Below are 21,265 nucleotides of genomic sequence, written 5' to 3'. Positions count from 1 at the left end.
TCCCTCCTGCGCCGAGAGACCCGCCGGACGGCCTTCCCCGCGTCGAGAGAGCGGCCGCCGTCCGCGTCCAGCCATGTCGGAAAACGGCTCTTACTTGATCCTGTAAACCTTGTAAAGAGCGGCCGTTCACGAATATCCGCACCGATGTTGACGAAGATCTGTTCCGGCGTCCCCGGATATTTCGCCTCATTGTTGGGCCGTGGCAGACTGCTGCCGCGAGAGGTACCCCCCGGACAAAGGCAGAGCCCATGGTCAAACGCGCCCTCGCAACTGTCGCCCTCTCCCTCGTCGCGTTACTCGGATTAACGTCTCCCGCCTACGCGGTGACGCTGGAGCAAAAACTCGCCGCACTTTCGAGTTTCAGCCAGCCCACGGCCGCCAGCGCCTCCAGCTGGCTTTCCGCCTGGCAGAACCAGGGGGCCTGGGGGGACTACGCCTTCGACTGGTCGACCGACCTGTGTTCGAGCAGCCCCGACCAGCCGCTCGGCTTCGACTTCAGGAATTCGTGCCGGCGACACGACTTCGGTTACCGCAACTACAAGGCGGTGAGCCGGTTCCCGGCGAACAAGGCGCGCATCGACGACTCGTTCTACTTCGACATGAAGCAGGTCTGCGCGGGATACTCCGCCATCCCCAGGGGCACCTGCAACAGCCTCGCCTGGACCTACTACCAGGCGGTCAAGGAATTCGGCACCCTCAACGTCACCGGGGCGCAGATCGAGCGGATCCGCCAGGCCGCGGAGGCGGAGCAGGCCGCCCAGAACGCGCAGGGCTGACCCTGCCCGCTCCCCGCGGCGGACGCGGGATCGCCTCCCCTCGCTGATCCGTGCCGGGCCGGCCCCCATACCGGCCCGGTACTGCGGCGACAGCCCCGGTGGCCCCGTACCGGACATTCCCGGTGGTCCCGTCGGACGCGCCCGGTCACGGCCGGTCTCGTACCGGACGGCGGGCCTGTCGTGCGCGGTGACGACCGGTCTCGTACCGGACGGCGGCCCGGTCGCGACGGCCGTCACCGGCGCGGTCCGCTTCCAACGCATCTCACTCAGATCTCGCTCAGATCTTCCTCAGGCCCGCGCGCCGAAGTGTGCGGCGTGCTCGGCGGCCCACTCCGCGAACGAACGCGGTTCGCGGCCGGTGATCTCACGCACCGCGGGCGAGATGGAGACGGACTCGGAGGGCGGGTCGCGCTGCCAGGAGGTGAGCAGCTCGATGAGTTCCTCGCCGTGTCCCGCCTGCCGCCAGCTCTCGCGCGCCTGCTCCTCGGTGAGCTCGACGAGGCGGAGCGGGCGGCCCGTCACCTCCGCGATCACGGCCAGGCGCTGTCGCCGGCTGAGCGTCTGGGGGCCGGTGAGCACGTACGTCCTCCCCTCGTGGCCGTCGCGCACGAGCACCGCCGCCGCCACGGCGCCGACGTCCGCCTCGTCCACGATCCCGCCGGGAACGTCGGCGAACGGCTCGCGCACCTCGCCCTCCGCCCTGACGGCCGGCGCCCAGGTCAGCGTGTTGCCCATGAAGTCGACCGGCTGCAGCCGGGTCCACGCGACGCCGCTCGCCGCGAAGGCCTCCTCGACCGGGCCCACCTGGCCGTTCCACAGCAGCGCGACCCGCCGGACCCCCGCCCTCTCCGCCAGCCGGACCAGCTCGGGCCCGGTCCGGAGCGTGGCGTAGTCGTCACCGCCCGCGGTCAGCAGGTGCACGCCCTCGACACCATCGAAGGCGGGTTCCAGCGTGCCGGGATCGGTGAGATCGCCCCGTACCACCTCCACCGGCCCCGGCAGGCCGGCCTCGGCCGGATTCCTGGTCAGCGCGCGCACGCGCCGACCCGCGCGGAGCAGGTGGTCGACCACGTGCCGGCCGACCTTGCCCGTCGCCCCGGTCACCAGAAACGTCATCGGCATGCCTTCCTCTGGGGGAGAGGCCGACGTTACGTCCACTCCCGTCCCCGGCGCATCGGGCCGTGGACCTAGGACTTCCGGGACCCGCTCGATCTTCGGAGGGGAGCGGCCGTCACGGAGCGCTGCCGGGCATCCCCTATGATGGGGCCGCGAGTGTCAGGGCAAAAGGGAGATCAGACGTGATTGGTGACGACGACATCTCCGGGTGATACCGGAAGTGATCGGCCACCGGCCGGCGCGTAGGAGCGCCGTCGCCGAGGCCATGTCGTCGTCTCATCGATCCCTGTTCCCCGCTGGGCGGCCTCCGGCGCGCCCGCATCCCACACGAGGTCTTCTCGCATGTCCGATGCGTTCATCATCTGCTCGAACCTTTCCTTCTCCTGGCCCGACGACACCCCGGTCTTCCAGGATCTCTCCTTCACCGTGGGCGGCGGCCGTACCGGCCTCGTCGCCCCGAACGGCGCCGGCAAGAGCACCCTGCTCAAGCTGATCGCCGGCGAGTACCGGCCCGGCGGCGGGACCGCGTCCGTCCAGGGCGTGCTCGGCTACCTCCCGCAGAGCCTGCCGCTGGCCGCGGACCTGACCGTGGCCGAGGTCCTGGAGATCGCCCCGGTGATCAGGGCCCTGGACGCCATCGAGTCCGGGGACGCCGGCGAGGAGCACTTCACCACGATCGGCAACGACTGGGACATCGAGGAGCGCACCCGCGCCCAGCTGGACCGGCTCGGCCTCGGGGAGCTCTCCTTCGCCCGGCGCCTGGAGACCCTCAGCGGCGGCCAGGTCGTCTCCCTCGGCCTGGCGGCGCAGCTGCTGAAGCGGCCCGACGTCCTGCTGCTCGACGAGCCGACCAACAACCTCGACCTGGACGCGCGCCGCAAGCTCTACGGCGTGCTGGAGGACTGGAACGGCTGCCTGCTGCTGGTCAGCCACGACCGGGAACTGCTGGACCGGATGGACCGCATCGCCGAGCTCGACCGGGGTGAGATCCGCTCGTACGGCGGGAACTTCACCGACTACGAGGAGTCCGTGCGTGCCGCGCGGGAGGTCGCGGAGAAGAACGTCCGCAACGCCGAGCAGGAGGTCAAGCGGGAGAGGCGGGAGATGCAGCAGGCCCGTGAGCGCGCGGCCCGCCGGGCCAGCAACGCCGCCCGCAACCTCAAGGACGCCGGGCTGCCGAAGATCTTCGCCGGGACGATGAAACGCGACGCCCAGGAGTCGGCGGGCAAGGCGAACGAGACCCACGCCGCGCGCGTCAACGACGCCAAGGCCCGGCTCGACGAGGCGGGCCGCGCCCTGCGCGACGAGCAGAAGATCACGCTGGAGCTGCCCGGTACCAACGTCCCGGCCGGACGCACGGTCTTCCTCGGCGAGCGGATGCGGGTCCAGTACGGCGAGCGGGCCCTGTTCGCGGGGGAGGGCGCCGACCTGACGATCCGCGGACCCGAGCGGATCGCGCTGACCGGCCCCAACGGCGCCGGCAAGTCCACCCTGCTGCGCCTGGTCAACGGTGACCTGGAGTCCGAGGGCGGCCAGGCGAGGCGGGCCGACGGCCGGGTGGCCTACCTGTCCCAGCGGCTGGACCTGCTCGACCTCGACCGGACCGTGGCGGAGAACATGGCCGACTTCGCCCCGGGGATGCCGCAGGCCGAGCGGATGAACCTGCTCGCCCGCTTCCTGTTCCGGGGCTCCCGCGTCCACCTGCCGGTCGGAGCGCTGTCCGGCGGCGAGCGGCTGCGCGCCACCCTGGCCTGCGTGCTGTACGCGGAACCGGCGCCCCAGCTGCTGTTGCTGGACGAACCCACCAACAACCTCGACCTGGTCAGCGTCGGCCAGCTGGAGAGCGCGCTCGGCGCCTACGAGGGCGCGTTCGTGGTGGTCAGCCACGACGAACGCTTCCTCAAGGAGATCGGGATCGACCGCTGGCTGCGGCTCTCCGAGGGTCGGCTGCTGGAGACGGGAGCCCCGGCGGCGACCGACCCCGGGGACGGCTCCGGGCGCGGGTGACCTCGCCGTGGCGTGCGAGCGGGCCGGGTCCCGTCCAAGCCCCGTGCTCCGGACGGGACCCGGCCCGCTCTCGCTCGTACCCGCTCGTACGAGTTCACCCGGCCGGCCCCCGAACAGGAGGCATCGTGCGTCTGGCCCCTCGCGGCACCCGCGCCGCGGCCATCGCGGTGCTCCCACCCCCGGCCGGTAAGGCCAGGCCCGGGTCGGGGATCGTCCCTGACCCGGGCCCCGGCGCCGGAGCGCGTGCGAGCGAACGGGACGTCAGCCGTGATCGGGGTCGCTGCGCCATTCCTCGAAGTGCGGAGCGGGCGAACGCGTGGATTCGTCGAACCGCTTCGCCCGGTCCACGCAGCCGGGACAGATGGGCTCCTCGACCGACCTGGCCGTCGCCTCAGGTGTCGGCTCGCGGAAGGTGGCCAGCACCGTCATGCCGGGAGGAAGCCCGGTCTCGGGGTCGATCGTGACCCTCATGACGCTCGCGGGGACGAAGGCGAAGGTGCGCTTGCATACGTAGCATGTGCCGATTGTTGTGATCTGCTCATCTGCCATATGGAGTCTTCCCTCCTCCCCAGCACCGTACATCCCGGCCGGTTTCCGGCCGGCCCGGGTGTCAACGCCGGGCTTCGGCCAGTTTGGCGCGGAGGGCCGCGGCGTCGACGGGAACTCCCGGGGACTCCCAGAAGCTCTCAAGCCCCCCGGCGTAGACGAAGCCGTACGCGGGGGTGTCCGGCTGGAAACGCCACCCGTCCGCGAGTGTCCCCGCGTCGACGGCGTCGTAGCCGATGCGGTCGAGGAAGGCGGTCGCCTCCCCCTTCGCGCCGGCGTCGTCGCCCGCGACCGCCAGGGCACTGCGGTCCGCCGCGCCGGAGGGCCGGGGCAGCGCCCGCAGGTGCTCGAAGTAGATGTTGTTGAAGACCTTGACGATCCTGGACGTCGCCAGGTGCCGCTGCAGCAGCTCGCTGGACGTGGTGGACCCGGCGTCGAGCTCGGGGAGGTTCCCGTCCCGCTGGGGATAGTAGTTGTTGGTGTCGAGGACGACCTTGCCGGCGAGCGGCTCGGCCGGGACGTCGAGATAGGCCCGTAGCGGGACGCTGACGACCACCAGGTCGCCGGCCGCGGCGGCCTCGGCGGAGGTCGCGGCGGAGGCCTTCGGCCCGAGCTCGTCGACCAGTTCCTTCAGGGTCTGGGGGCCGCGTGAGTTGCTCAGCACCACGTCGTAGCCCGCCGCGACGGCGAGCCGGGCGAGCGTGCCGCCGATGTGTCCGCTGCCGATGAATCCAACAGTTGTCATGACAGCCCCTAACCTCCGCGCCGCACCCGGCATTCCCCACCGTTCTTGTAGGCAGCTCTTGCGGGCAGTTCTCGCGGGCAGCTCTTGTGGGCGGCGGACGTCGCCGGGCCGTGTCAGGCGGGAAGCCGATGGTCGTGGTCAGTGCGCGCGGCGCGCATGGTGCGGGCCCACCACAGGAGGGCGGCCGAGACGGCGCAGGCGGCGGTGAACCAGAGGGGGGACACGGCCTGGTCCAGCCCGGGGCCGAAGGACATGCGCGGGCCCATGCCGAAGACCAGGAACCGGTCGAAGGGGGAAGGGCCACGGAACAGGGTGACGGCGATCGTTCCCGCGACGGCGACGAACCCGGCCACGGCGGTCAGGAGCAGGGCGGCCATGGCCACCCGGAAGGTGCGCCGGGTCCCCCGGTCGGCCGCGATCAGCACCAGGACGACCACGCCGCCGACTCCGGTGACGACCTCGAAGGCCCACCAGAGCGACGACAGGACGTCCCCCGCCAGGCGGTTCAGCTGCCTCATCGGCACGTGCGGCGTGATCCACAGCAGGTGGCCGGAGGCCAGGTTGACCAGGGCGGGGATGATCAGGACCACGCACGCGGCGATCCGGGCCGCCACGGTCAGCCAGGCCGTCGTGGCGAGCGCGTGCGGCCGGGCGGCCAGCGGCAGCGGCAGCGGGCGGGGCGGAGCCGGCCGGCTGTCCGGATCGGCGAGATCGTGGGCGGACCGGGCCGTCCAGATCAGCGTCAGGACACCGGTGGCCCAGGAGACCGCCTCGGGGTAGACGATCTCAAGGCCGGGGACGAACCACAGGGGGATGCCCACGAGGAAGAGGGCGATCGGCGCGATCACGGAGGCGATGCCGTACCCGACGGTCGAGCGCCGCCAGCGACCGTCCCGCCGCTGGGCCACGAGCACCATGACCGTCCAGATCAGCCCCGTCAGTCCGACGAGGCCGCCGGACTCGGCCACCCGTTCGGCGGCGCGCCAGTCGAGGACGTCGAACACCTCGGGCGCGATCATGAGCACGTTGGTCGTCACGCCCGCGAACAGCGCGAGCCCGGCGGCCGGGCCCAGGACCGGCTTCAGCACCGGGTGGAAGGCCACGACGGCCGCGCTCAGCACGAGCAGGTCGAGCACCGACGCCCACCAGGGCCAGGACGGCGCGACGGCGTACACCAGCCAGCACACCACCTGCGCGTACAGCACCACCCGCAGCGACCGCACGCCCCGGTCCGCCGCAGGCCGCAGCCCCGCCACCGGGCCCCGCAGGCTCTGCCAGAGCGCCCAGGCCCACAGGCCGCCGGCCGCGAGCAGGACGAGGACCTTCGACCACACGACCCAAGATCCCTCATGCGCCTCGATGACGAGCCTCGCCGCCGCGACCGGGCCCTCCTCGTCCGGTTCGAAGAAGAGCGTCAGCCGCCACAGGAACGCGACATCGCCGCTGACCAGCGCGGAAACGGCGGCGACCGCGAGCGTCACCACGTATCCACCCGCGACGAGCACGGCGGGAATGCCTAACCGGTAGCGACGCACGGCACCGTTCCAGGATTCGGGCAGGGATTCGAGTGCCCCACCCTAACGAGCCGCCCCCAAGAAGTCGATCATCAGTGGGCGGCGGGGTCGGCGGCCGCTTTCAGGGGCGCGTTCGCGCAGGCCGGAAAGGTCCCACGCGGCCGTCGTGCGCCCCGGCGGCTCACCCGATCGCTCGCCCGACCTCCCGCCCGGGGGATCGACGCGGGTGTACGGCGACGAGGGTGACGTCAGGCGCGCGTGGGCACGTACATACCCTGCCGACCTGGGAGAGGAACGATGGGTGACCGGGAGACCATGACCGCGGCGTACGTCACGCGGCCAGGCCCCGCGGACGAGATACGGATCGGCCGGTTCCCCGTGCCCGAACCCGGCCCGTCGGAGGTCCTGGTGAAGGTTCGGGCACTCGCCGTCAACCACGTCGACACCTTCGTCCGCTCCGGCGCCTACCGGACGCGTCTGCCGTACCCGTTCATCGTCGGCCGCGACCTGGTGGGGACCGTGGTCACGGCGGGGCAGGGGTTCGCCCCCGGCGACACGGTGTGGTGCAACAGCCTGGGGTTCGACGGTCGCCAGGGGTCCTTCTCCGATTACGCCGCCGTGCCCGCCGACCGGCTCTACCACCTGCCCGGCGGCGTCGATCCGGAGAACGCGGTCGCCTCCCTGCACACCGCCGCCACCGCGCACATCGGCCTGTTCAGGGAGGCGGGCCTGCGGATCGGGGAGACGGTCGTCGTGACCGGCGCGGGTGGCGGCGTCGGCACGGCCACCGTCCAACTCGCCGCCGCCGCGGGGGCGCGGGTCGTCGCGACCACGCGCCCGGACGACTTCGACCGGTGCCGGCGGTGCGGCGCCGACGAGGTCGTCGACTCCCGCGACCCGGATGTGTACGCGAAGGTCGCCGACCTCGCCCCCGGCGAGGTGGACGTGTTCTGGGACAACATCGGCCGGCACGACCTGGAGCGGACCGTCCCCCTGCTCGCCCGCGGTGGCCGGATGATCGTCATGGCCGGTCTCGACGCCGCCCCCGTGCTGCCGGTCGGGCGGCTCTACACGCGCGACGCCAGCCTCCGCGGCTTCGTGATCAGCAACGCCACCGTGACCGAGCTGGCCGCGGCGGCCACGGCGATCAACCGCCTCCTGGCCCGCGGCACCCTGGTCTCCCGGATCGGGACGCGGCTGCCGCTCACCGAGGCCGCCCGCTCCCACCGGCTCCAGGAAGGCGCCGAGCCTCACCGCCCCCGGGGGCGCATCGTCGTCATCCCGTAACGGGGCCCGTTTCTCGCGGGACGCGAGAGGGGAGCGGTGACGCGCGGCCCGGCGCGCCCCCGGCTTCCGCGACACCCGGTCGGGGCCGCCTTCGCTACCCGTGCGCCGCCAGTCCGTACATCACCGCGGAGAGCAGGCGTTCGATCAGGTCGGACGGCCCGCCCGGCTGCTGCGCCGCCCAGGCCAGGCCGAGGGCGAGCGCGATCACCTCGTGGACCGTGAGTCGGCGCGCACCTGCCCGGCCTCCTGCGCGCGTTCCAGCAGCCGCGCGCCGGAGGACCGCATGGCGGCGCAGGACAGCGGCATCACCGTCACGTCCGCGGTGGTCGTCCCCGACGGCGCCCTCCTTCGGGAGATGCTCGCGCCGACCGCGCGGGGAGTCCTGGAACCGCGCCGGGCCGGCACGGTGCCCCTGGACGAGGCCTCGCACGCGTACCGCGCCTTCCGCGACGGCGCGTACCGCGGCCGATGGGTGCTCACGAGCTGAGTACGGCCGACCGGCCCCCGCCGCCTCACGCGTGGCCACGGCATCACGGATCCCGGGGTCGAGTCCCGCGATCACGCTTGATTGTCGGTGGGGCTCTGTAGTCTCCAAGGCCACCGTGCGAAGGGATCACCATGGCGACGACGACGTCACGTGACGGTACGCGAATCGGATTCGAACAGACCGGAACGGGGCCGACGCTCGTGCTGGCCGACGCGGCAGGCGGGTTCCGCGAGTTCGGTCCCATGCGGTCACTCGCCGAACACCTCGCCGACAGGTTCACGGTCGTGATCTACGACAGGCGCGGACGCGGCGAGAGCGGAGACACGCGGCCGTACGCCGTGGAAAGGGAGGTGGAGGACCTCGCGGCTGTGATCGAGGAGGCCGGAGGGCCGGCGTTCGTCCACGGCTTCTCCTCCGGTGCGGCCCTCGCCCTGCTCGGAGCGGTGGCCGGGCTGCCGATTTCGATGCTCTCACTCCTTGAGCCGCCGATCGCCTTCGACAGGCCGTCGCGGGAAGGCGAGCTCGCGGCCGAGATCGACACGCTGGTCGCCGCCGGTCGCCGGGCCGATGCGGTCGAGCACTTCCACACGAGCATCGGCGTTCCTCCCGAGATGACCGCGGGCATGCGCCAGGCTCCTTTCTTCCCGGTGCTCGAAGGCATCGCGCACACCCTGGCCTACGACAGCCGCATGACCGAAGCCGTCTCTCCCGTGACACTTCGGTCCGTTGTCGTGCCGACCCTGGTGGTCAGCAGCGAATCCAGTGACGAACGCCTGCGCGGCTGGGCCCAGGGGACGGCGGCGGCTCTTCCCCAAGGCCGTCATCTGACCCTGAAGGGCGAGTGGCACGGCGTCCCCGATGACGTGCTGGCCCCGGAGCTGGCCGAGTTCTTCCTCCGTGGAGCCACCTGAGGCCCGTGCGGGCAGGCCGGATCCGTGTCCTCACCCCAGGAGAGAGGTTGTCGATGCGTCTACATCCAGGCGAGACCGAGGCCGTCGGCTGGCGGGTGGTGACCGTGCTCGACGCCGTCAGGCAGCTGCGCGACGCGTCACCGGGCGTCACCGGGCGTCCGCGGGTGATCGCGATCGACGGCCGGGGCGGCGCGGGGAAGACGACCCTGGCCGAGCGGCTGCGCGAGGCGGTGCCCGGCTCCGCCGTCGTGCACACCGACGACATCGCCTGGAACCACGCCTACTTCGACTGGGGCGCCGTCCTCGCCGAGAACATCCTGCACCCCCTGCACCGGGGCGAGGCGGTGGACTTCCGGCCTGATGCCTGGATCGCCCACGACCGGCCCGGATCGATCACCGTCCCCGCCGGTGCCGACGTCATCTGGGTCGAGGGCACCGGCGTCATCCGCGAAGAGCTCGCCCCGTGGCTGGACGCCTCGGTGTGGATGCAGGGTGACCTCGACGAGCAGGAGCGCCTGTTGGTCGCCCGCGACGGTGACTCCCCCGAGCAGCTGGAGCACGTGGCGAACTGGCTGCTGGAGGAACTGCCGTTCATGGTGCGAGAACAGCCGTGGGCCCGAGCCACCATGATCGTCGCCGGCCCTCCGCGGATCGACCACGACCCGGACACCGAGCTGGTCGTCGCCCCGCCGACCGGCCCCTGGCGCGGCCGGCCCACCCTTGGGAGGCGGGGGCACCGGCCGGAATTCACATCCTGACCCGAGTTTTTTGCGCGCGGAGCCGATGACGGGAATCGATCCCGCACCGTGAGCTCGGGAAGTGTACGGATCACGCCTCCCGGGAGGACCGGCCCGGAGCCGGGCCGGTCCCGAATGATCGTGGTCGCCCCTTTGCCCCCTGTACGACGGCCTGCCAACGGCCCGGCGACCCATCGACCTGGCGACCCGGTGCTCCGGCACGACGACCGGGTGGACGACGGCGACGAAACGGCTTGGGTCGTGCCGGGCGGCGCGACGGTGGCAAGCGCCCCGGCACGTCGTGTGAAGGTCACGTTCGCCAGACGCCCAGGCAGCGCGCCATGAGCCGGAAGGGGACGGCCTGTCCCCTGGTCTGGTCAACGGTGCCGGCCAGGTGCAGGTCGAGCTCCGGGCAGTGGAAGAGCCAGGTCCCGGTGACTCCCGAGTGGCCGACGAGCGTGACAGGGCGGCGCCCCGCTGACATGAGCCGGCCGACCTTGAAGAACATGGTGCCCAGTCCGTACCGGAGGACGGGGATGTTACGCAGCCGGTTGCGCCGCTCGGTGAGCGACTCCAGCGAGCGGGGGTCACCGAGGAGTTCGCCGCCGAGCAGCGCCCGCTGAAAGGCGAGGAGATCGCCGGTGGTGCTGAACAGGTCGTTGGAGGACTCGAGCATCGAGGTCAGCTCCACGCGTCGTCGTTTCGCGTAGAGCGGTGAGGGCGCCGCGGTAGCCGGATCCGGCGGGCGGTGTCCTGGGAGCCAGGTGTGCGTCAGGCCGAGCGGACCGAGGATCCGTTCGATCAGCAGATCGGCGAACGACCGGCCGGTCACCGTCTCCATGACGCGGATGAGCAACTGGAAACCGGTGTCGGAGTAGCGGGCCTTCTGCCGAGCGGCCGTGAGGTCCTGCGGCTCGAAGTGCGGGCGCTGCCGCTCGCGCGTGATGCGCATCGTGTCCTCGAAGGTCCAGGCCAGATCCTGACCGGCGGCGAGGCGTTCGTACAAGCTGGGGCCTTCACCACGCTTCTCAAAGTAGTCCGGCAGTCCGGACGTGTGGCTCGCGAGGTGGCGCACCGTGATCGCGGACGTCCGGTCGATCCCCCTGAGGACATGGAGTCCGGCGATCATCTCCGCAGGCAGGTAGCCGCTGATCGGCGCGGCCAGCTCAAGCTCGCCGCGCTCGTGCGCCTGCAGCACCAGCGTGATGATGAAACGCTTGGTGACGCTCGCGATGAAGAACGGGGTGTCGGGACGCGGCGGATGATCGTCGGCATCGGCGGGTCCGCAGGCGGCGGACCAGCGCTGTCTCCCGTCGCCGCTCGTGACGGCGAGGTTGGCGTGGTGCACGCCGCGCCGCGCGACGAGGCTCTCCAGCAGGCCCGTCAGCCGCGCGTCGACGTCGTCGGGAACGTGATTGTCATGGGCGTGGGTCGTGGCGAGCGGCGATGTCACGTGAGTGTTCCCTGTCTCCGTTTCCTCAACGTGCCCCCTCGGCGTCACGCCTTCAGCCGGCATGTGTGACAGCGATCGTGACCATGGGCATCGTCCCGGGAGCCTGCCAATATGTCTAATAGACATGTCTATGAGAGTCAATGGCCTAAACTCGATCAATGGCCCATGTGATCCTCGGTCTGCTCCTGATCGCCCCGCAGACCTTCTACGACCTCATCAAGGGGTTCGAGGCCGGCGTCGCGCTCTTCTACAGCGCCAGCTCCGGCAGCATCAAACGCGCGCTGGACACCCTGCTCGCGCGGGGGTTCATCGAGGTCGCCAGCGTCGAGGCCGGAGGCCGGGGACGGAAGGTGTACCGCCTGACCGACGCCGGTCGCCAGGAGTTCCGCGCGTGGATGACAGGGGACCTGGCCGGACTCGATCTGGAGACCGCGGCGCTGTCCAGGCTCTACTTCCTCGGCCTGCTGGAACCGGCGGAACGCCTGCCGGTGCTCCGCCGCATCACGGCGCGCATCGAGACCGACCTCGCCGCGCTCTCGGCCCTCGACAAGCACCTCGGCACCCAGGACATTCCGGACGAGCACCGCGACCTCGCCACCCACCAGCGCGCGACGCTCGCCTACGGAATCGCCTCACACCGCTTCACGCTCGACTGGTTCCGCGATCACATCGACCGGCACGAGACGCAGGGTCACTGACACCGCGCGGACGCGGTCCCGAACCGCCGGCACGCACGCCCCCGGTCACGCGCGTGCCACGGTCACCGGTAACGGGCCGACGGCGGACGGGAGGCGCCGGCTCACACCACCGGAGACGATCGCCGGGTTGGCGGCCGGGTTCGCCCGCGTGGATGGAGCTGTGTCAGTGCCGTAGGGCATGCTGCCTCCGGACACCCCGACGACGCGAAGGACACCAGTGGCCCGCTTGCTTCGCCACCTCGACGACGAGCTCTACGTGCAGTACGGCCGGCTCTGTCTCTACGGCGTTCCCGACTGCCCGGAGTTCCGCGACGACGAGTCGGAGGCCCACCACTACACCGCCACCCTCCACCTGGAGGCGTGGGACGCCGAACCGCCGGACCCGGGGTCCTCCTGGAGACCGATCGAGCAGTTGAACTTCATGGCCGAGACCGGAGTGATCCAGATGGGCGTGATGGACGACAGCGGCCGTGAATTCCCGATCGGCCCTCCCCTCTTCGAGTACGGCCTGACCGTGCACGTCAACGACCCGGACGTCACCCGGTGGTTGTTCCGGTTCTGGCCGGTCCGCGATGTCTTCGACCCGCTCGTCCACATGAAGCCGAGGGAACCGGCCGGATCCGCGCCGCCGGTGGAGCCCCGCCAGGTGCCCGTCCCCGTCACGACGGCCGGGCAGTGGGCGGCCATGCGGCCGGACAGGTTCCGGCCCTCGGGAGGGAACGTGCGGTGGGTGGCCAAGCCGATCGCGGTGGGACTGTACGACGCGCTTCGCCAACCGGAGTCGCTCGGCGAGGATCCGGTCTCCGCGGCGTTGAACCCCGATCACGCGCCCACCTTCCTGATCCCCGACGAGAAGCTCGACCTTCGGGCCAAGGACACGGGCGGCACCTGCCGGATGTGGCGCTGGGAGAGGGAGACCGCCGACGGCGCCCCGGAGGACGGCAACCTTCTGACGGGCAGGATCGTGCATGTCCGTGACCCTCACGGCCGCCGTGTCCTCGCCTCGGGCGTCGTGACGATCCTCGGCACGGATCACGGGCACCACCGCGTCCGCGACGCCGAACCCCACGAGGCCGCCCGGGTGCTCTGCTCCGAGGAGACCTGGCCAGACTGAGGAAAACCCGCAGGAACGATCGGGGACCAGACTCGATGTCCATCCCTGACCTGGGCCTTTGTGCGGAACGGATGACGGGAACCGGCCCGCGCTGTCAGCTCGGGAATCATCCACCGACCTTGCGGTTCTGAGCTGGGGGAACGAGGCTGCAGGCCAGGGCGGATCGAGTGACCGCGAGTCCCCGCCTGTTCCGGCGCGCGTCCGGCATGTGGTCAGAACCGGCCTGCGAGATATGGGCGGCTCCGACAAGCCTCGAACGGCCCGCCTGGCCGTCCGGGTCGCGCCCGCGTCGCGGCCTTGGAACCTGTGCGGCCCATCTCGCGACATGGAACGGCGGCGGCATCAGAAACTGACGGATGCTCTCATCGCGGCGCTCGATCAGCTGGTCGAGGAGGACTGAGAGAACGCTCCGAGTGTCCACGAATCCCCTCTGGTCACCCTTCTGCCGGGCCCACGACAGGCACGAGGTCATGCGTCAGCGTGATCGTCCGGAGTGTCCTGCGGTTGCCGCCAAACTAGCGTCCATGCTCCCGAATCGCCGCCTCGATTCGCAGGCCGATGCCGAGGACAGTAAAGATCAGCATTCCCGTGAGGGCCTGGTCGGGTGGTTCGCCGTCATTGGCGATAAGGAGCAGGGGAGCCAGTGCCGCCCCAAGAGTGAAGGCCACATTCCCGCAGGCCCTCACGGTCTCCGTGTCGCTCTATGTCTCGCGAGGTGTGACGTTCTCCGATTCGTTCACAGCGAAGATCATCTCATCTCGGCAGATCGCAGTGAAAGAGCGCGAAGACGCCATTGGCGGACCTCGCCCGCCGGATCCCATCGCCCTGGCCCCGGTCTGCTCGGCCTGCCCGAAGTCCTCACCGGAGGCGATAGACGGTATGGGGATGGATCGGGCAGGCTTGATCGAAACAATGATCGGACACCGAGAACAGGGCCGGGCAGGCGAATTGAGAGAGTTATTTGTATGGCTGTGGGGAGTGCTTTCGTGGTTGTTCTCGATGGCGGTGCTGTTCTTGGTGATCTACGTGGCGATCAGGCTGGCGCTCACGCATGATCGCCGGAGTCAGGTTCCGCGTCCGCGCGATGTGGCGGACGCGGCGCTACGGGAGCGTGTGGCGGCGGAGAGAGCGGCGCAGAAGCAAGAAGCGGAGCAGCGAGCGGCTCGACGGCGTGAAGCGGAGGGAACTGACGACGTGTAGCGGCGGCGGGCCTGTCCTGGCACGCGTCTGGCACGGAAAACTCGCTTGTCGTCCATCGCGTGACGGCAGCCTGGTTGCGTTGCCTCTGACAGGCGATCTTGTCGATGGCGGAGTCTATGCTTCCCGCCCATGACCAGAGATGAGACTACAGCGGTGCAGGTCAAGCAGCTGGATGTGGAGGTGGATTACAGCCAGGTCTATCTCGCGGATGAGGGGTGTGACTCGTACGGCCAGTTTGATGGCGTGCCGGGCCACCCTGTGGGGATCATCCAAGTACAGAAAGGCAGGGCCTCCCTGGTTGTGGGTCCTCAGTGGGGACCGGTGGAGTTCACGGTGGCTGTCGCCGATCGGGATCCGGGTGCCGACCTCGATGGCTACGAAGACATCGTCGAGATCAGCTACGAGTCCCCGTCAGGCCGTGTTTCTCTGGAGGAGTGGGGAGGGAGGGCCCATTCCCTTCCTCCGCTACCCGCCGGTCCCGGAACATATCGATTGCGATACCACGTCAGAGGTATGGACGAAGAGGTCGCGATCGAAATAGGTGATCACTACTTCCTGCAAATCTGGCCTGAGCCGCCACATGATCCCACCGTGCTCAAATCTACGAGTCCATCCTTTCAGTACTGGCTGAACTCTGAACGATCCGGGCAAGCTGGCATGGAATAGAGCGATCTGCATTGTCAGCTTGGGAAGTCTCTGCGCGCTATAGCCGCTGACCAGGCAAGACTTTGACCTGTGGGGAGTGGGGTGAGTGCCGTGAATCCCCTTTGATTGCTCTGTTGACGGGCACGTAACGGGCACGGCTGCGGATCTTCGGGCGTTTCGCCGCTTCGGCCCCGAGTTTCTGTTCTCGGCCTTCAGCCAAGCCGGCTCATCGGGACTCGACATCCTTTTGCACAAGTGATCGAACCGTGTCAGACTCGCCTGGCGTGATCATGGCGCCCTACAGGCAAAGGCAGGACACCCGATGGCAGCCGACGCCCGCCCTCTCGTGATTTCGCTGATGCTCGCCGTGCCTGACGCCTCAGCCGCGGCGCGATGGTACGCCCAGGCGCTTGGGGCCGACGAGCTGTGGAACGTTGGCGGCGTAGTAGGACTGACCGTCGAGGGCGCCCCGTTCTTTCTCGGTGAACCTGCGAACAACAAATGGGACACCCCTGCCGCCCTCGGCTCTCGAACGGTACGCGTCGAGGTCTTTGTGAATGATCCCGACAGCTTCATCGAGCGCGCCGTTGCGGCTGGAGCGGACGGCAGCGTTGACGAGATCCGCAACCACGAGGCGCCATGGGGCGTTCACCGGCAGGGCGGCTTCATCGACCCGTTCGGCCATCTGTGGCTTGTCGGCGACGGATCCCCGCTAAGGAAACACGACATCCCGAACGGCTGACTGGCCACGGGCCGGTGGAGGTGCGGCGAGGTGCCGTGCGGGTGCAGGCAGACGATCATGAAGCGATAGACAGGGCACATCAGCGGCCAGGATGACGAGGACGGGCCGACCAGGGTGCTCGCGCCCGTGAGCCAATTGCACGAAAGATCGATCAGGCGCGAAAACAATCAAGGCCCCGGTCGGGAACGTATCTCTGGCCTGGGCCTTTGAGGGTGGAGCGGGTGACGGGAATCGAACCCGCGCTGTCAGCTTGGGAATCATCTACTGACCTTGCCGCTCTGAGCTGGGAAAATGGGGGTGCGCAGGTCAGGGCGGGGCGAGTCCCCGCGAGTCCCTTGATTGACCGTGGTTCCCCGCCTGTTCTGGCACGGATCTGGCACGCGATCAAGGTCGTGACCTTTTCCTTGTCAGGCCCATCCTGGCCATGTTCGGGGGGCCTGCAACTTGACTTCGACCCGTGCTGAGCGGATGTGGACATAAGCGGTTGCGAAGGGCTGTTGCAGTACCCCCAGAGTCATCAAGAACTTCACGGTGTGTGACCGGTTCCACCAGCCATGCAGTCATCAGCGAAAGCACACAGACGGTCGACGTACGACTTCTGTTCGGCGGGATTCACATGCCTCATCGCTGACTGCTGCCACAGACCATTAGGGATGAGAAAACGGCCAGCATGGTTGGTCCCCATGTACTCGTCAAGGTGGAGGAGAGCGCCGAGTGCCCAGTGCTGGTCGTAGTAGCAGTCCAGCCTAGGGAGATATCGGTCCAGGTAAGCCACGAGAAGGTCGGCATCACTGATGTCTCCGAAGCGGGCGAGGGCAAAACAGTAGCCTTGTCCGGCGAAGACAAAATTACTTTCCAATAGCAGCTCGCCGAGACGTTGGCGAAATTGCGTGCGACGGTCAAGACCGATCAGCCATGCGGCTGTGAGACGGGAACGCCATTCGCTGTCGAGCAGTGTGCTGAGCTCTTTATCCGTGACCTGCCGTGCGCCCACAGCAAGCGAACGAACAGACAGCGTGCGCTGTGGCTCTACCAGTTCCAAGACACTGCCATCAAGGAGCTCCATGTACCGCGGGCTTCCCTCCCCCGGCGTGACGTAGCGCTGGATAGCTTCCATGAGCTCAGGATCGGATGGTGAGGGAAAACGCATGAGACCATCTTGCTGTGATCGGCCAGCGAGCCGCACGTCCGGTCACCCGGATCATCCCATCGTTGTTGGTCTTCCCGCCGAAGCAGGTCAGGGTCAATTCGAGATCACCAGTTTGGAAGGTTTCGGTACGCGATCGTCTAGCCTGCTGCGACGCTGGTCAAGCGCCTAATCGTTTCGCTCATGGCTTTCCGTGACTTGCCGTGAGTCACCGTGCTGACGAGCACGCGACGGGCACGGGCAAGAAGCGCCGGTGCGGGTAGCTGTCGAGGTGGAAATCGATAAGGTGAGGTCCATGGATTCTCGAGCCGATCCGGACGGCGACGATGGTCACAGTAGCCCGCGTGACGTGTTTCTCCGCCTGGTGAATGGGGTCTGCGAAGGGCCGTACGAAAATTTGGCCGACCTCTATGCCGAACAAACCCATGTCACCCACCCGTTTCATCCGCTCAACCCGCCGCCGCTGCTGAGCCGTAGCGAACTGCACGAGCACTTCACCGCGCCGCCGCCGTTTGCCCGGACGCTGAACCGTAAGCCGGTCAACATCATCATCCACGACACCGCTGATCCGGAGGTGATCGTCGCCGAGTTCGCTTATCAGGGGCACGTGGACGAGACAGGAGAGGCGTTCACCGTGCCCTGTGTCTTCGTTCTCCGCATTCGCGACGGGCTCATCGTCGAGTCTCGCGATTACATCGATCACATTGCCAGCGCACGGGCATGGGGCCAGCTCGAAAGCCTCCTGACCGCGCTGCGCCCATCGAGCGACGTCGACCGCTGAAAGGCAGCTGCTAGCGATCGCGCGCTTGGTCTCCGGCCGAACCAGACGCTGGCCAAGGTCGTGCATCGCTCGCGCAGCCGCTCACCGCAACCTTGATCCGCCCAGGTCCGGAAACCATCCGTGACCTGGGCCTTGAAGTGTGGAGCGGGTGACGGGAATCGAACCCGCGCTGTCAGCTTGGGAAGTCTCTAACGCGCTTGGCCCCTGAGCTGGCGAAGTGCTGACCTGCGGGGGATAGGGCCGAGTAGTCGTGGTTGCCCGTGAGTCCCCTTGTTCACTCTCCTGACGGGCACGCAACGGGCACGACGTGACCTTCTAATCCGTAGGTCCCCGAACGATGTTCAGGACCATTCAGAGTCGTTCGTCCTGCTACTCGTCGGGACTCCGGCCGTTCAGGTCCATCCGGCTTGGTTCATGATCGTCTGTTCGGGTGGTTCCCAAGGTGGCTCTCCACCCCACCGTCCGCACATGCAGAATCGGTTCCCAATCATCGGCACCCTCCCATTCGTGATCAAGATGCTTCATGCTGCTGACTTCGTTGGTCCGGTGGTGAGCGGTTGGGAGTGATGGCGCATGAAGAGGAAGAGCACGGCCTTTTTGCTGATCATGGCATTGGCGGCTGTGCCGACGCTCAGCACCGCCGCCCCGCTGGATTGTCGAGTGCGGCCACTCGCAGATGCCGAGTACCTCGCGCTGGATGAGTCGTTCCTTGAATGGCAAGAGGAAGAGCTGCGAGCAGAGGAAGTCCTCCCGACGAGCTCCCCCTTGCCCTGGATGACGGCCGACGGTTACGCACCTGATGTGAAGGGTTACACGCCTGATGTGAAGATGGGGGTTGTGGCGCCCATCGGCGTTGAGATCGTGGAGCCGCCAGGCTGTCCCGAGATCAGCGGTTCACATTGAGTTGGGCAGGTTGGTGTTTCTCGCGCACTGCGCGCACCGCGCCCGGATCTTCCCGTCTGCCTCGTCCCACCCCGGAGGGGCAACAGCTCGGGGACGGAGGGTCAAGGTCGTCTTCGCGTCTACGCCGGCCAGTAGACGTTCCTCGGTCATGGGATGCCAACGGTCACAGACGGTCTTGATCCGGAGGAGTCGAGATGTTGGGCTTGCCTGGGACGTGGCAGACGGGAAGAGCCGGCCCCACCTCAGCCAACCACGACTCTGCGATCGGCAGTCTCGATCATTCCGGAGCGGAGTCCCCCGCCGGAGGCGTCAGCTTCGAAAGAGCCGGATAAGCGCGATGGCTATCACCACGGGGATGACAACCGCCGCTACGAGTACAAGAAGAATGAAGATCCCGAACGGGGAGTAGATCACGGCCTGCTCCTGTCGACAGGCTGATCATATGCATGCCCAGGAAGCAGGGCGGCGGCGGGCCGGTGGGCGGCGAGAGCATCGGCTACGGCGGGTGCGCGGGTCGATGGACGGCCCGGGGGCGCCGCCGGCCGGGACCGGCGCCCACGCCGCACGCCCGGTCGGCGGGCAGCAGAGGGCCGGGTACGGCGGCGCGGCGCGATGCTGCGGCGGTCGGCCTTCAGCCGGATCTGGGCCAGGGCGCTAAAGGGGGCGAATCTCTCCGGCGTCCACTTCCACGACCTTCGCCATACGGGCAACATGTTCGCCTCGCGGTCGGGTGCGACGCTGCGGGAGCTGATGAACCGGATGGGGCACTCGACCACGCGGGCCGCGCTGATCTATCTGCACACCGAGAACGGGCGGGATCAGATGATCGCCGACGGCATGGGAAAGCTTGCCGAAGCCGTTCTCAAGAAAGAAGATCCACCGGCATCGGGCACGTAACGGGCACGGAAGATCGAAAGCGCTCCGGAAACGACTAAGGCCCCGGTTCGGATTCGCATCCTGACCTGGGCCTTTGTGAGTGGAGCGGGTGACGGGAATCGAACCCGCGCTGTCAGCTTGGGAATCATCCACTGGCCTTGCTGCCCTGACCTGGGAAAACGAGAGTGCAGGTCAGGGCAGGGCGAGTGACCGTGAGTCCCCGTGAGCGCCCCTGGTTCCCCGCCTGTTCTGGCACGGATCTGGCACGAAGTCTCGATGTCAAGACACCGCTGATACGGCGGTTGGGCTGGGGTAAGCGCGGACGCTTACGTAGACTCAGAGGTATGACTGCCGGGCACGCGCACGAGGAGCTCCACTATCTGGTCGATCGGCTTTCTCCGGACCAGGCGCGTCGTCTGCTGCGTCTGGTGAAGACGGATCCGGAGCTGGCTGAGACCGTGGACGAAGAGACCGATGAGCCGGTTCGGCGTCGGCGGTTGTCGATCGCGGGGATCGGGGCCTCCGGTGAAGGGGATCTGTCGGAACGGGTCGAAGATCTACTGGCGGAGCGGTTCAATCGGTCAACGTGACTTCCACGCTCCTGGACACTGGCCCCTTGATCGCTGTTGTTGATCGAGATGACAAGCACCATGCCTCATGCGTGCGTCTTCTCGAAGAGTTGGAGGGGCCGCTCCTGCTGCCTTCGACCATCTTGATCGAGGCGGGGTGGACCATCAACAGGCACATGGGGCCTCGCGTGCATGCGCGGTTTCTTGATCTGGCGATTGAGGAGTTCGAACTGGTCGATCTGGTGCCAGCCGATGTGCGACGAATGGCAGAGCTCGTCCGCACCTACCGAGACGCTCGACTCGACCCGGCTGACGTGTCCGTGGTCGCCATCGCAGAGCGCCTGAATGTTACTCAGATCGCGACGCTGGACCGACGTGACTTCACTTTGATCCGGCCTCGACATGTGTCGGCGTTCATGCTTCTACCGAAAGTACTCGGCTGACCTGGGCCTTTGTATGTGGAGCGGGTGACGGGAATCGAACCCGCGCTGTCAGCTTGGGAAGTCTCTAACACATCTGGTCGCTGAGCTGGGGAGGCGCTGACCTGCGGGGGAGTGCGTCGGCTGCCCGTGATTCCCCGTGAGTTCCCCTTGCTCCCTCTGCTGACGGGCACGCAACGGGCACGCCCTGAGAACCCCGTGCGGACGCACACACCCCGCCTCGCCAGATCTTCCCCTCTGCCTCGTCCCACCCCGGAGGGGCAACAGCTCGGGGACGGAGGATCAAGGCCGTCTTCGCGTGTACGTCAGCCGGTAACCGTTCCTCGGTCATGGGATGCCAGCGGTCACAGACGGTCTTGATCCGGAGGAGTCGAGATGTTGGGCTTGCCTGGGACGTGGCAGACGGGAAGATCCGGCTCCACCTCAACCACCTATGGCCTTCGTGGTGCAACGTTGATCATCCCGGAGCCGAAGTACCTCCGCCGGAGGCATCTTGTCCATCCCCTGAAAGTGTGGAGACTCGGTTATGCGGCGATGGTCCTTTGAGACCTCGCCTTAGTGGCTGTTCGCG

At 68.2% G+C, this 21,265-nt stretch carries 22 protein-coding genes and 1 pseudogene; 16 read left to right on the top strand and 7 right to left on the bottom strand.

Going from position 1 to position 21,265, the window contains the following annotated elements:
* Window positions 1-248: 248 nt before the first annotated feature.
* The gene (locus AC5L38_RS43005) at window positions 249-776 is read left to right on the top strand and encodes a phospholipase (protein ID WP_495248588.1); all 528 of its coding nucleotides are present in this window, start codon (window positions 249-251) and stop codon (window positions 774-776) included.
* A 288-nt stretch (window positions 777-1,064) separates the two neighbouring features.
* Here the strand turns inward: AC5L38_RS43005 and AC5L38_RS43000 are convergent, their stop codons facing one another.
* A complete protein-coding gene (locus AC5L38_RS43000) occupies window positions 1,065-1,892 on the bottom strand; it encodes an NmrA family NAD(P)-binding protein (RefSeq protein WP_495248587.1) in 828 nt (275 codons plus the stop codon).
* 342 nt (window positions 1,893-2,234) lie between these two features.
* Between AC5L38_RS43000 and abc-f the strand changes: the two genes are divergently transcribed.
* Window positions 2,235-3,899, top strand: coding sequence for a ribosomal protection-like ABC-F family protein (gene abc-f / locus AC5L38_RS42995; protein ID WP_495248586.1), 1,665 nt, complete (start codon window positions 2,235-2,237; stop codon window positions 3,897-3,899).
* 261 nt (window positions 3,900-4,160) lie between these two features.
* Here the strand turns inward: abc-f and AC5L38_RS42990 are convergent, their stop codons facing one another.
* From AC5L38_RS42990 to AC5L38_RS42980, 3 genes are all read right to left on the bottom strand, one after another.
* Complete coding sequence (locus AC5L38_RS42990) at window positions 4,161-4,448, bottom strand: hypothetical protein (RefSeq protein WP_495248585.1); 288 nt, start codon at window positions 4,446-4,448, stop codon at window positions 4,161-4,163.
* A gap of 61 nt (window positions 4,449-4,509) precedes the next feature.
* Window positions 4,510-5,271 (bottom strand): NADPH-dependent F420 reductase, encoded by a 762-nt coding sequence (locus tag AC5L38_RS42985; protein ID WP_495248592.1) that lies wholly within the window; start codon window positions 5,269-5,271, stop codon window positions 4,510-4,512.
* 32 nt (window positions 5,272-5,303) lie between these two features.
* A complete protein-coding gene (locus AC5L38_RS42980; RefSeq protein ID WP_495248584.1) occupies window positions 5,304-6,695 on the bottom strand; it encodes a hypothetical protein in 1,392 nt (463 codons plus the stop codon).
* 306 nt (window positions 6,696-7,001) lie between these two features.
* Between AC5L38_RS42980 and AC5L38_RS42975 the strand changes: the two genes are divergently transcribed.
* Window positions 7,002-7,991, top strand: a complete 990-nt coding sequence (locus tag AC5L38_RS42975; RefSeq protein ID WP_495248583.1) for an NADPH:quinone reductase — start codon at window positions 7,002-7,004, stop codon at window positions 7,989-7,991.
* Window positions 7,992-8,195: 204 nt separating this feature from the next.
* On the opposite strand, the gene AC5L38_RS42970 is transcribed toward AC5L38_RS42975, so the two are convergent.
* A complete protein-coding gene (locus tag AC5L38_RS42970; RefSeq protein ID WP_495248591.1) occupies window positions 8,196-8,276 on the bottom strand; it encodes a hypothetical protein in 81 nt (26 codons plus the stop codon).
* Between AC5L38_RS42970 and AC5L38_RS42965 the strand changes: the two genes are divergently transcribed.
* The 3 genes from AC5L38_RS42965 to AC5L38_RS42955 all read left to right on the top strand — a co-directional run bounded on the left by AC5L38_RS42965 (window position 8,275) and on the right by AC5L38_RS42955 (window position 10,147).
* Window positions 8,275-8,478 carry a hypothetical protein gene (locus AC5L38_RS42965; RefSeq protein ID WP_495248582.1) on the top strand — a complete coding sequence of 68 codons (204 nt, stop codon included), beginning with the start codon at window positions 8,275-8,277 and terminating at the stop codon, window positions 8,476-8,478. The genes AC5L38_RS42970 and AC5L38_RS42965 overlap by 2 nt on opposite strands.
* 131 nt (window positions 8,479-8,609) lie before the next feature.
* Complete coding sequence (locus AC5L38_RS42960) at window positions 8,610-9,389, top strand: alpha/beta fold hydrolase (RefSeq protein ID WP_495248581.1); 780 nt, start codon at window positions 8,610-8,612, stop codon at window positions 9,387-9,389.
* Window positions 9,390-9,442: 53 nt separating this feature from the next.
* The gene (locus AC5L38_RS42955; protein ID WP_495248580.1) at window positions 9,443-10,147 is read left to right on the top strand and encodes a uridine kinase family protein; all 705 of its coding nucleotides are present in this window, start codon (window positions 9,443-9,445) and stop codon (window positions 10,145-10,147) included.
* Between the two features lie 289 nt (window positions 10,148-10,436).
* Here AC5L38_RS42955 and AC5L38_RS42950 read toward each other — a convergent pair whose 3' ends face one another.
* A complete protein-coding gene (locus AC5L38_RS42950) occupies window positions 10,437-11,579 on the bottom strand; it encodes a serine hydrolase domain-containing protein (RefSeq protein WP_495248579.1) in 1,143 nt (380 codons plus the stop codon).
* A gap of 158 nt (window positions 11,580-11,737) precedes the next feature.
* Between AC5L38_RS42950 and AC5L38_RS42945 the strand changes: the two genes are divergently transcribed.
* The 5 genes from AC5L38_RS42945 to AC5L38_RS42925 all read left to right on the top strand — a co-directional run bounded on the left by AC5L38_RS42945 (window position 11,738) and on the right by AC5L38_RS42925 (window position 15,978).
* Window positions 11,738-12,277, top strand: a complete 540-nt coding sequence (locus tag AC5L38_RS42945) for a PadR family transcriptional regulator (protein WP_495248578.1) — start codon at window positions 11,738-11,740, stop codon at window positions 12,275-12,277.
* A gap of 217 nt (window positions 12,278-12,494) precedes the next feature.
* Window positions 12,495-13,391 carry a hypothetical protein gene (locus AC5L38_RS42940; protein WP_495248577.1) on the top strand — a complete coding sequence of 299 codons (897 nt, stop codon included), beginning with the start codon at window positions 12,495-12,497 and terminating at the stop codon, window positions 13,389-13,391.
* Window positions 13,392-14,048: 657 nt separating this feature from the next.
* On the top strand, window positions 14,049-14,591 hold the full coding sequence (locus AC5L38_RS42935; protein ID WP_495248576.1) for a hypothetical protein: 543 nt from the start codon (window positions 14,049-14,051) through the stop codon (window positions 14,589-14,591).
* Between the two features lie 129 nt (window positions 14,592-14,720).
* Window positions 14,721-15,257, top strand: coding sequence for a hypothetical protein (locus tag AC5L38_RS42930; RefSeq protein WP_495248575.1), 537 nt, complete (start codon window positions 14,721-14,723; stop codon window positions 15,255-15,257).
* Between the two features lie 301 nt (window positions 15,258-15,558).
* Window positions 15,559-15,978, top strand: coding sequence for a VOC family protein (locus tag AC5L38_RS42925; RefSeq protein ID WP_495248574.1), 420 nt, complete (start codon window positions 15,559-15,561; stop codon window positions 15,976-15,978).
* Window positions 15,979-16,504: 526 nt separating this feature from the next.
* Here the strand turns inward: AC5L38_RS42925 and AC5L38_RS42920 are convergent.
* Window positions 16,505-17,095 (bottom strand): DUF6000 family protein, encoded by a 591-nt coding sequence (locus AC5L38_RS42920; RefSeq protein WP_495248573.1) that lies wholly within the window; start codon window positions 17,093-17,095, stop codon window positions 16,505-16,507.
* 325 nt (window positions 17,096-17,420) lie between these two features.
* Between AC5L38_RS42920 and AC5L38_RS42915 the strand changes: the two genes are divergently transcribed.
* From AC5L38_RS42915 to AC5L38_RS42895, 5 genes and pseudogenes are all read left to right on the top strand, one after another.
* Window positions 17,421-17,906 carry a nuclear transport factor 2 family protein gene (locus AC5L38_RS42915; protein ID WP_495248572.1) on the top strand — a complete coding sequence of 162 codons (486 nt, stop codon included), beginning with the start codon at window positions 17,421-17,423 and terminating at the stop codon, window positions 17,904-17,906.
* 573 nt (window positions 17,907-18,479) lie between these two features.
* Entirely contained in the window at window positions 18,480-18,809 is a 330-nt protein-coding gene (locus AC5L38_RS42910) for a hypothetical protein (protein ID WP_495248571.1), read from the top strand.
* Window positions 18,810-19,418: 609 nt separating this feature from the next.
* Window positions 19,419-19,706, top strand: a pseudogene (locus AC5L38_RS42905) (tyrosine-type recombinase/integrase); the annotation flags it as partial.
* A 323-nt stretch (window positions 19,707-20,029) separates the two neighbouring features.
* Window positions 20,030-20,275: a hypothetical protein gene (locus AC5L38_RS42900; protein ID WP_495248570.1), complete on the top strand. Its 246-nt coding sequence runs from the start codon at window positions 20,030-20,032 to the stop codon at window positions 20,273-20,275.
* Window positions 20,272-20,697, top strand: coding sequence for a type II toxin-antitoxin system VapC family toxin (locus tag AC5L38_RS42895; RefSeq protein WP_495248569.1), 426 nt, complete (start codon window positions 20,272-20,274; stop codon window positions 20,695-20,697). Before AC5L38_RS42900 ends, AC5L38_RS42895 begins: the two co-directional genes overlap by 4 nt.
* The last annotated feature ends 568 nt before the right edge of the window (window positions 20,698-21,265 follow it).

It is taken from the genome of Streptosporangium nanhuense (assembly GCF_059358815.1).
Note: the sequence above shows the minus strand (reverse complement) of the source record. Positions and strands in the feature narration are given on the sequence as shown.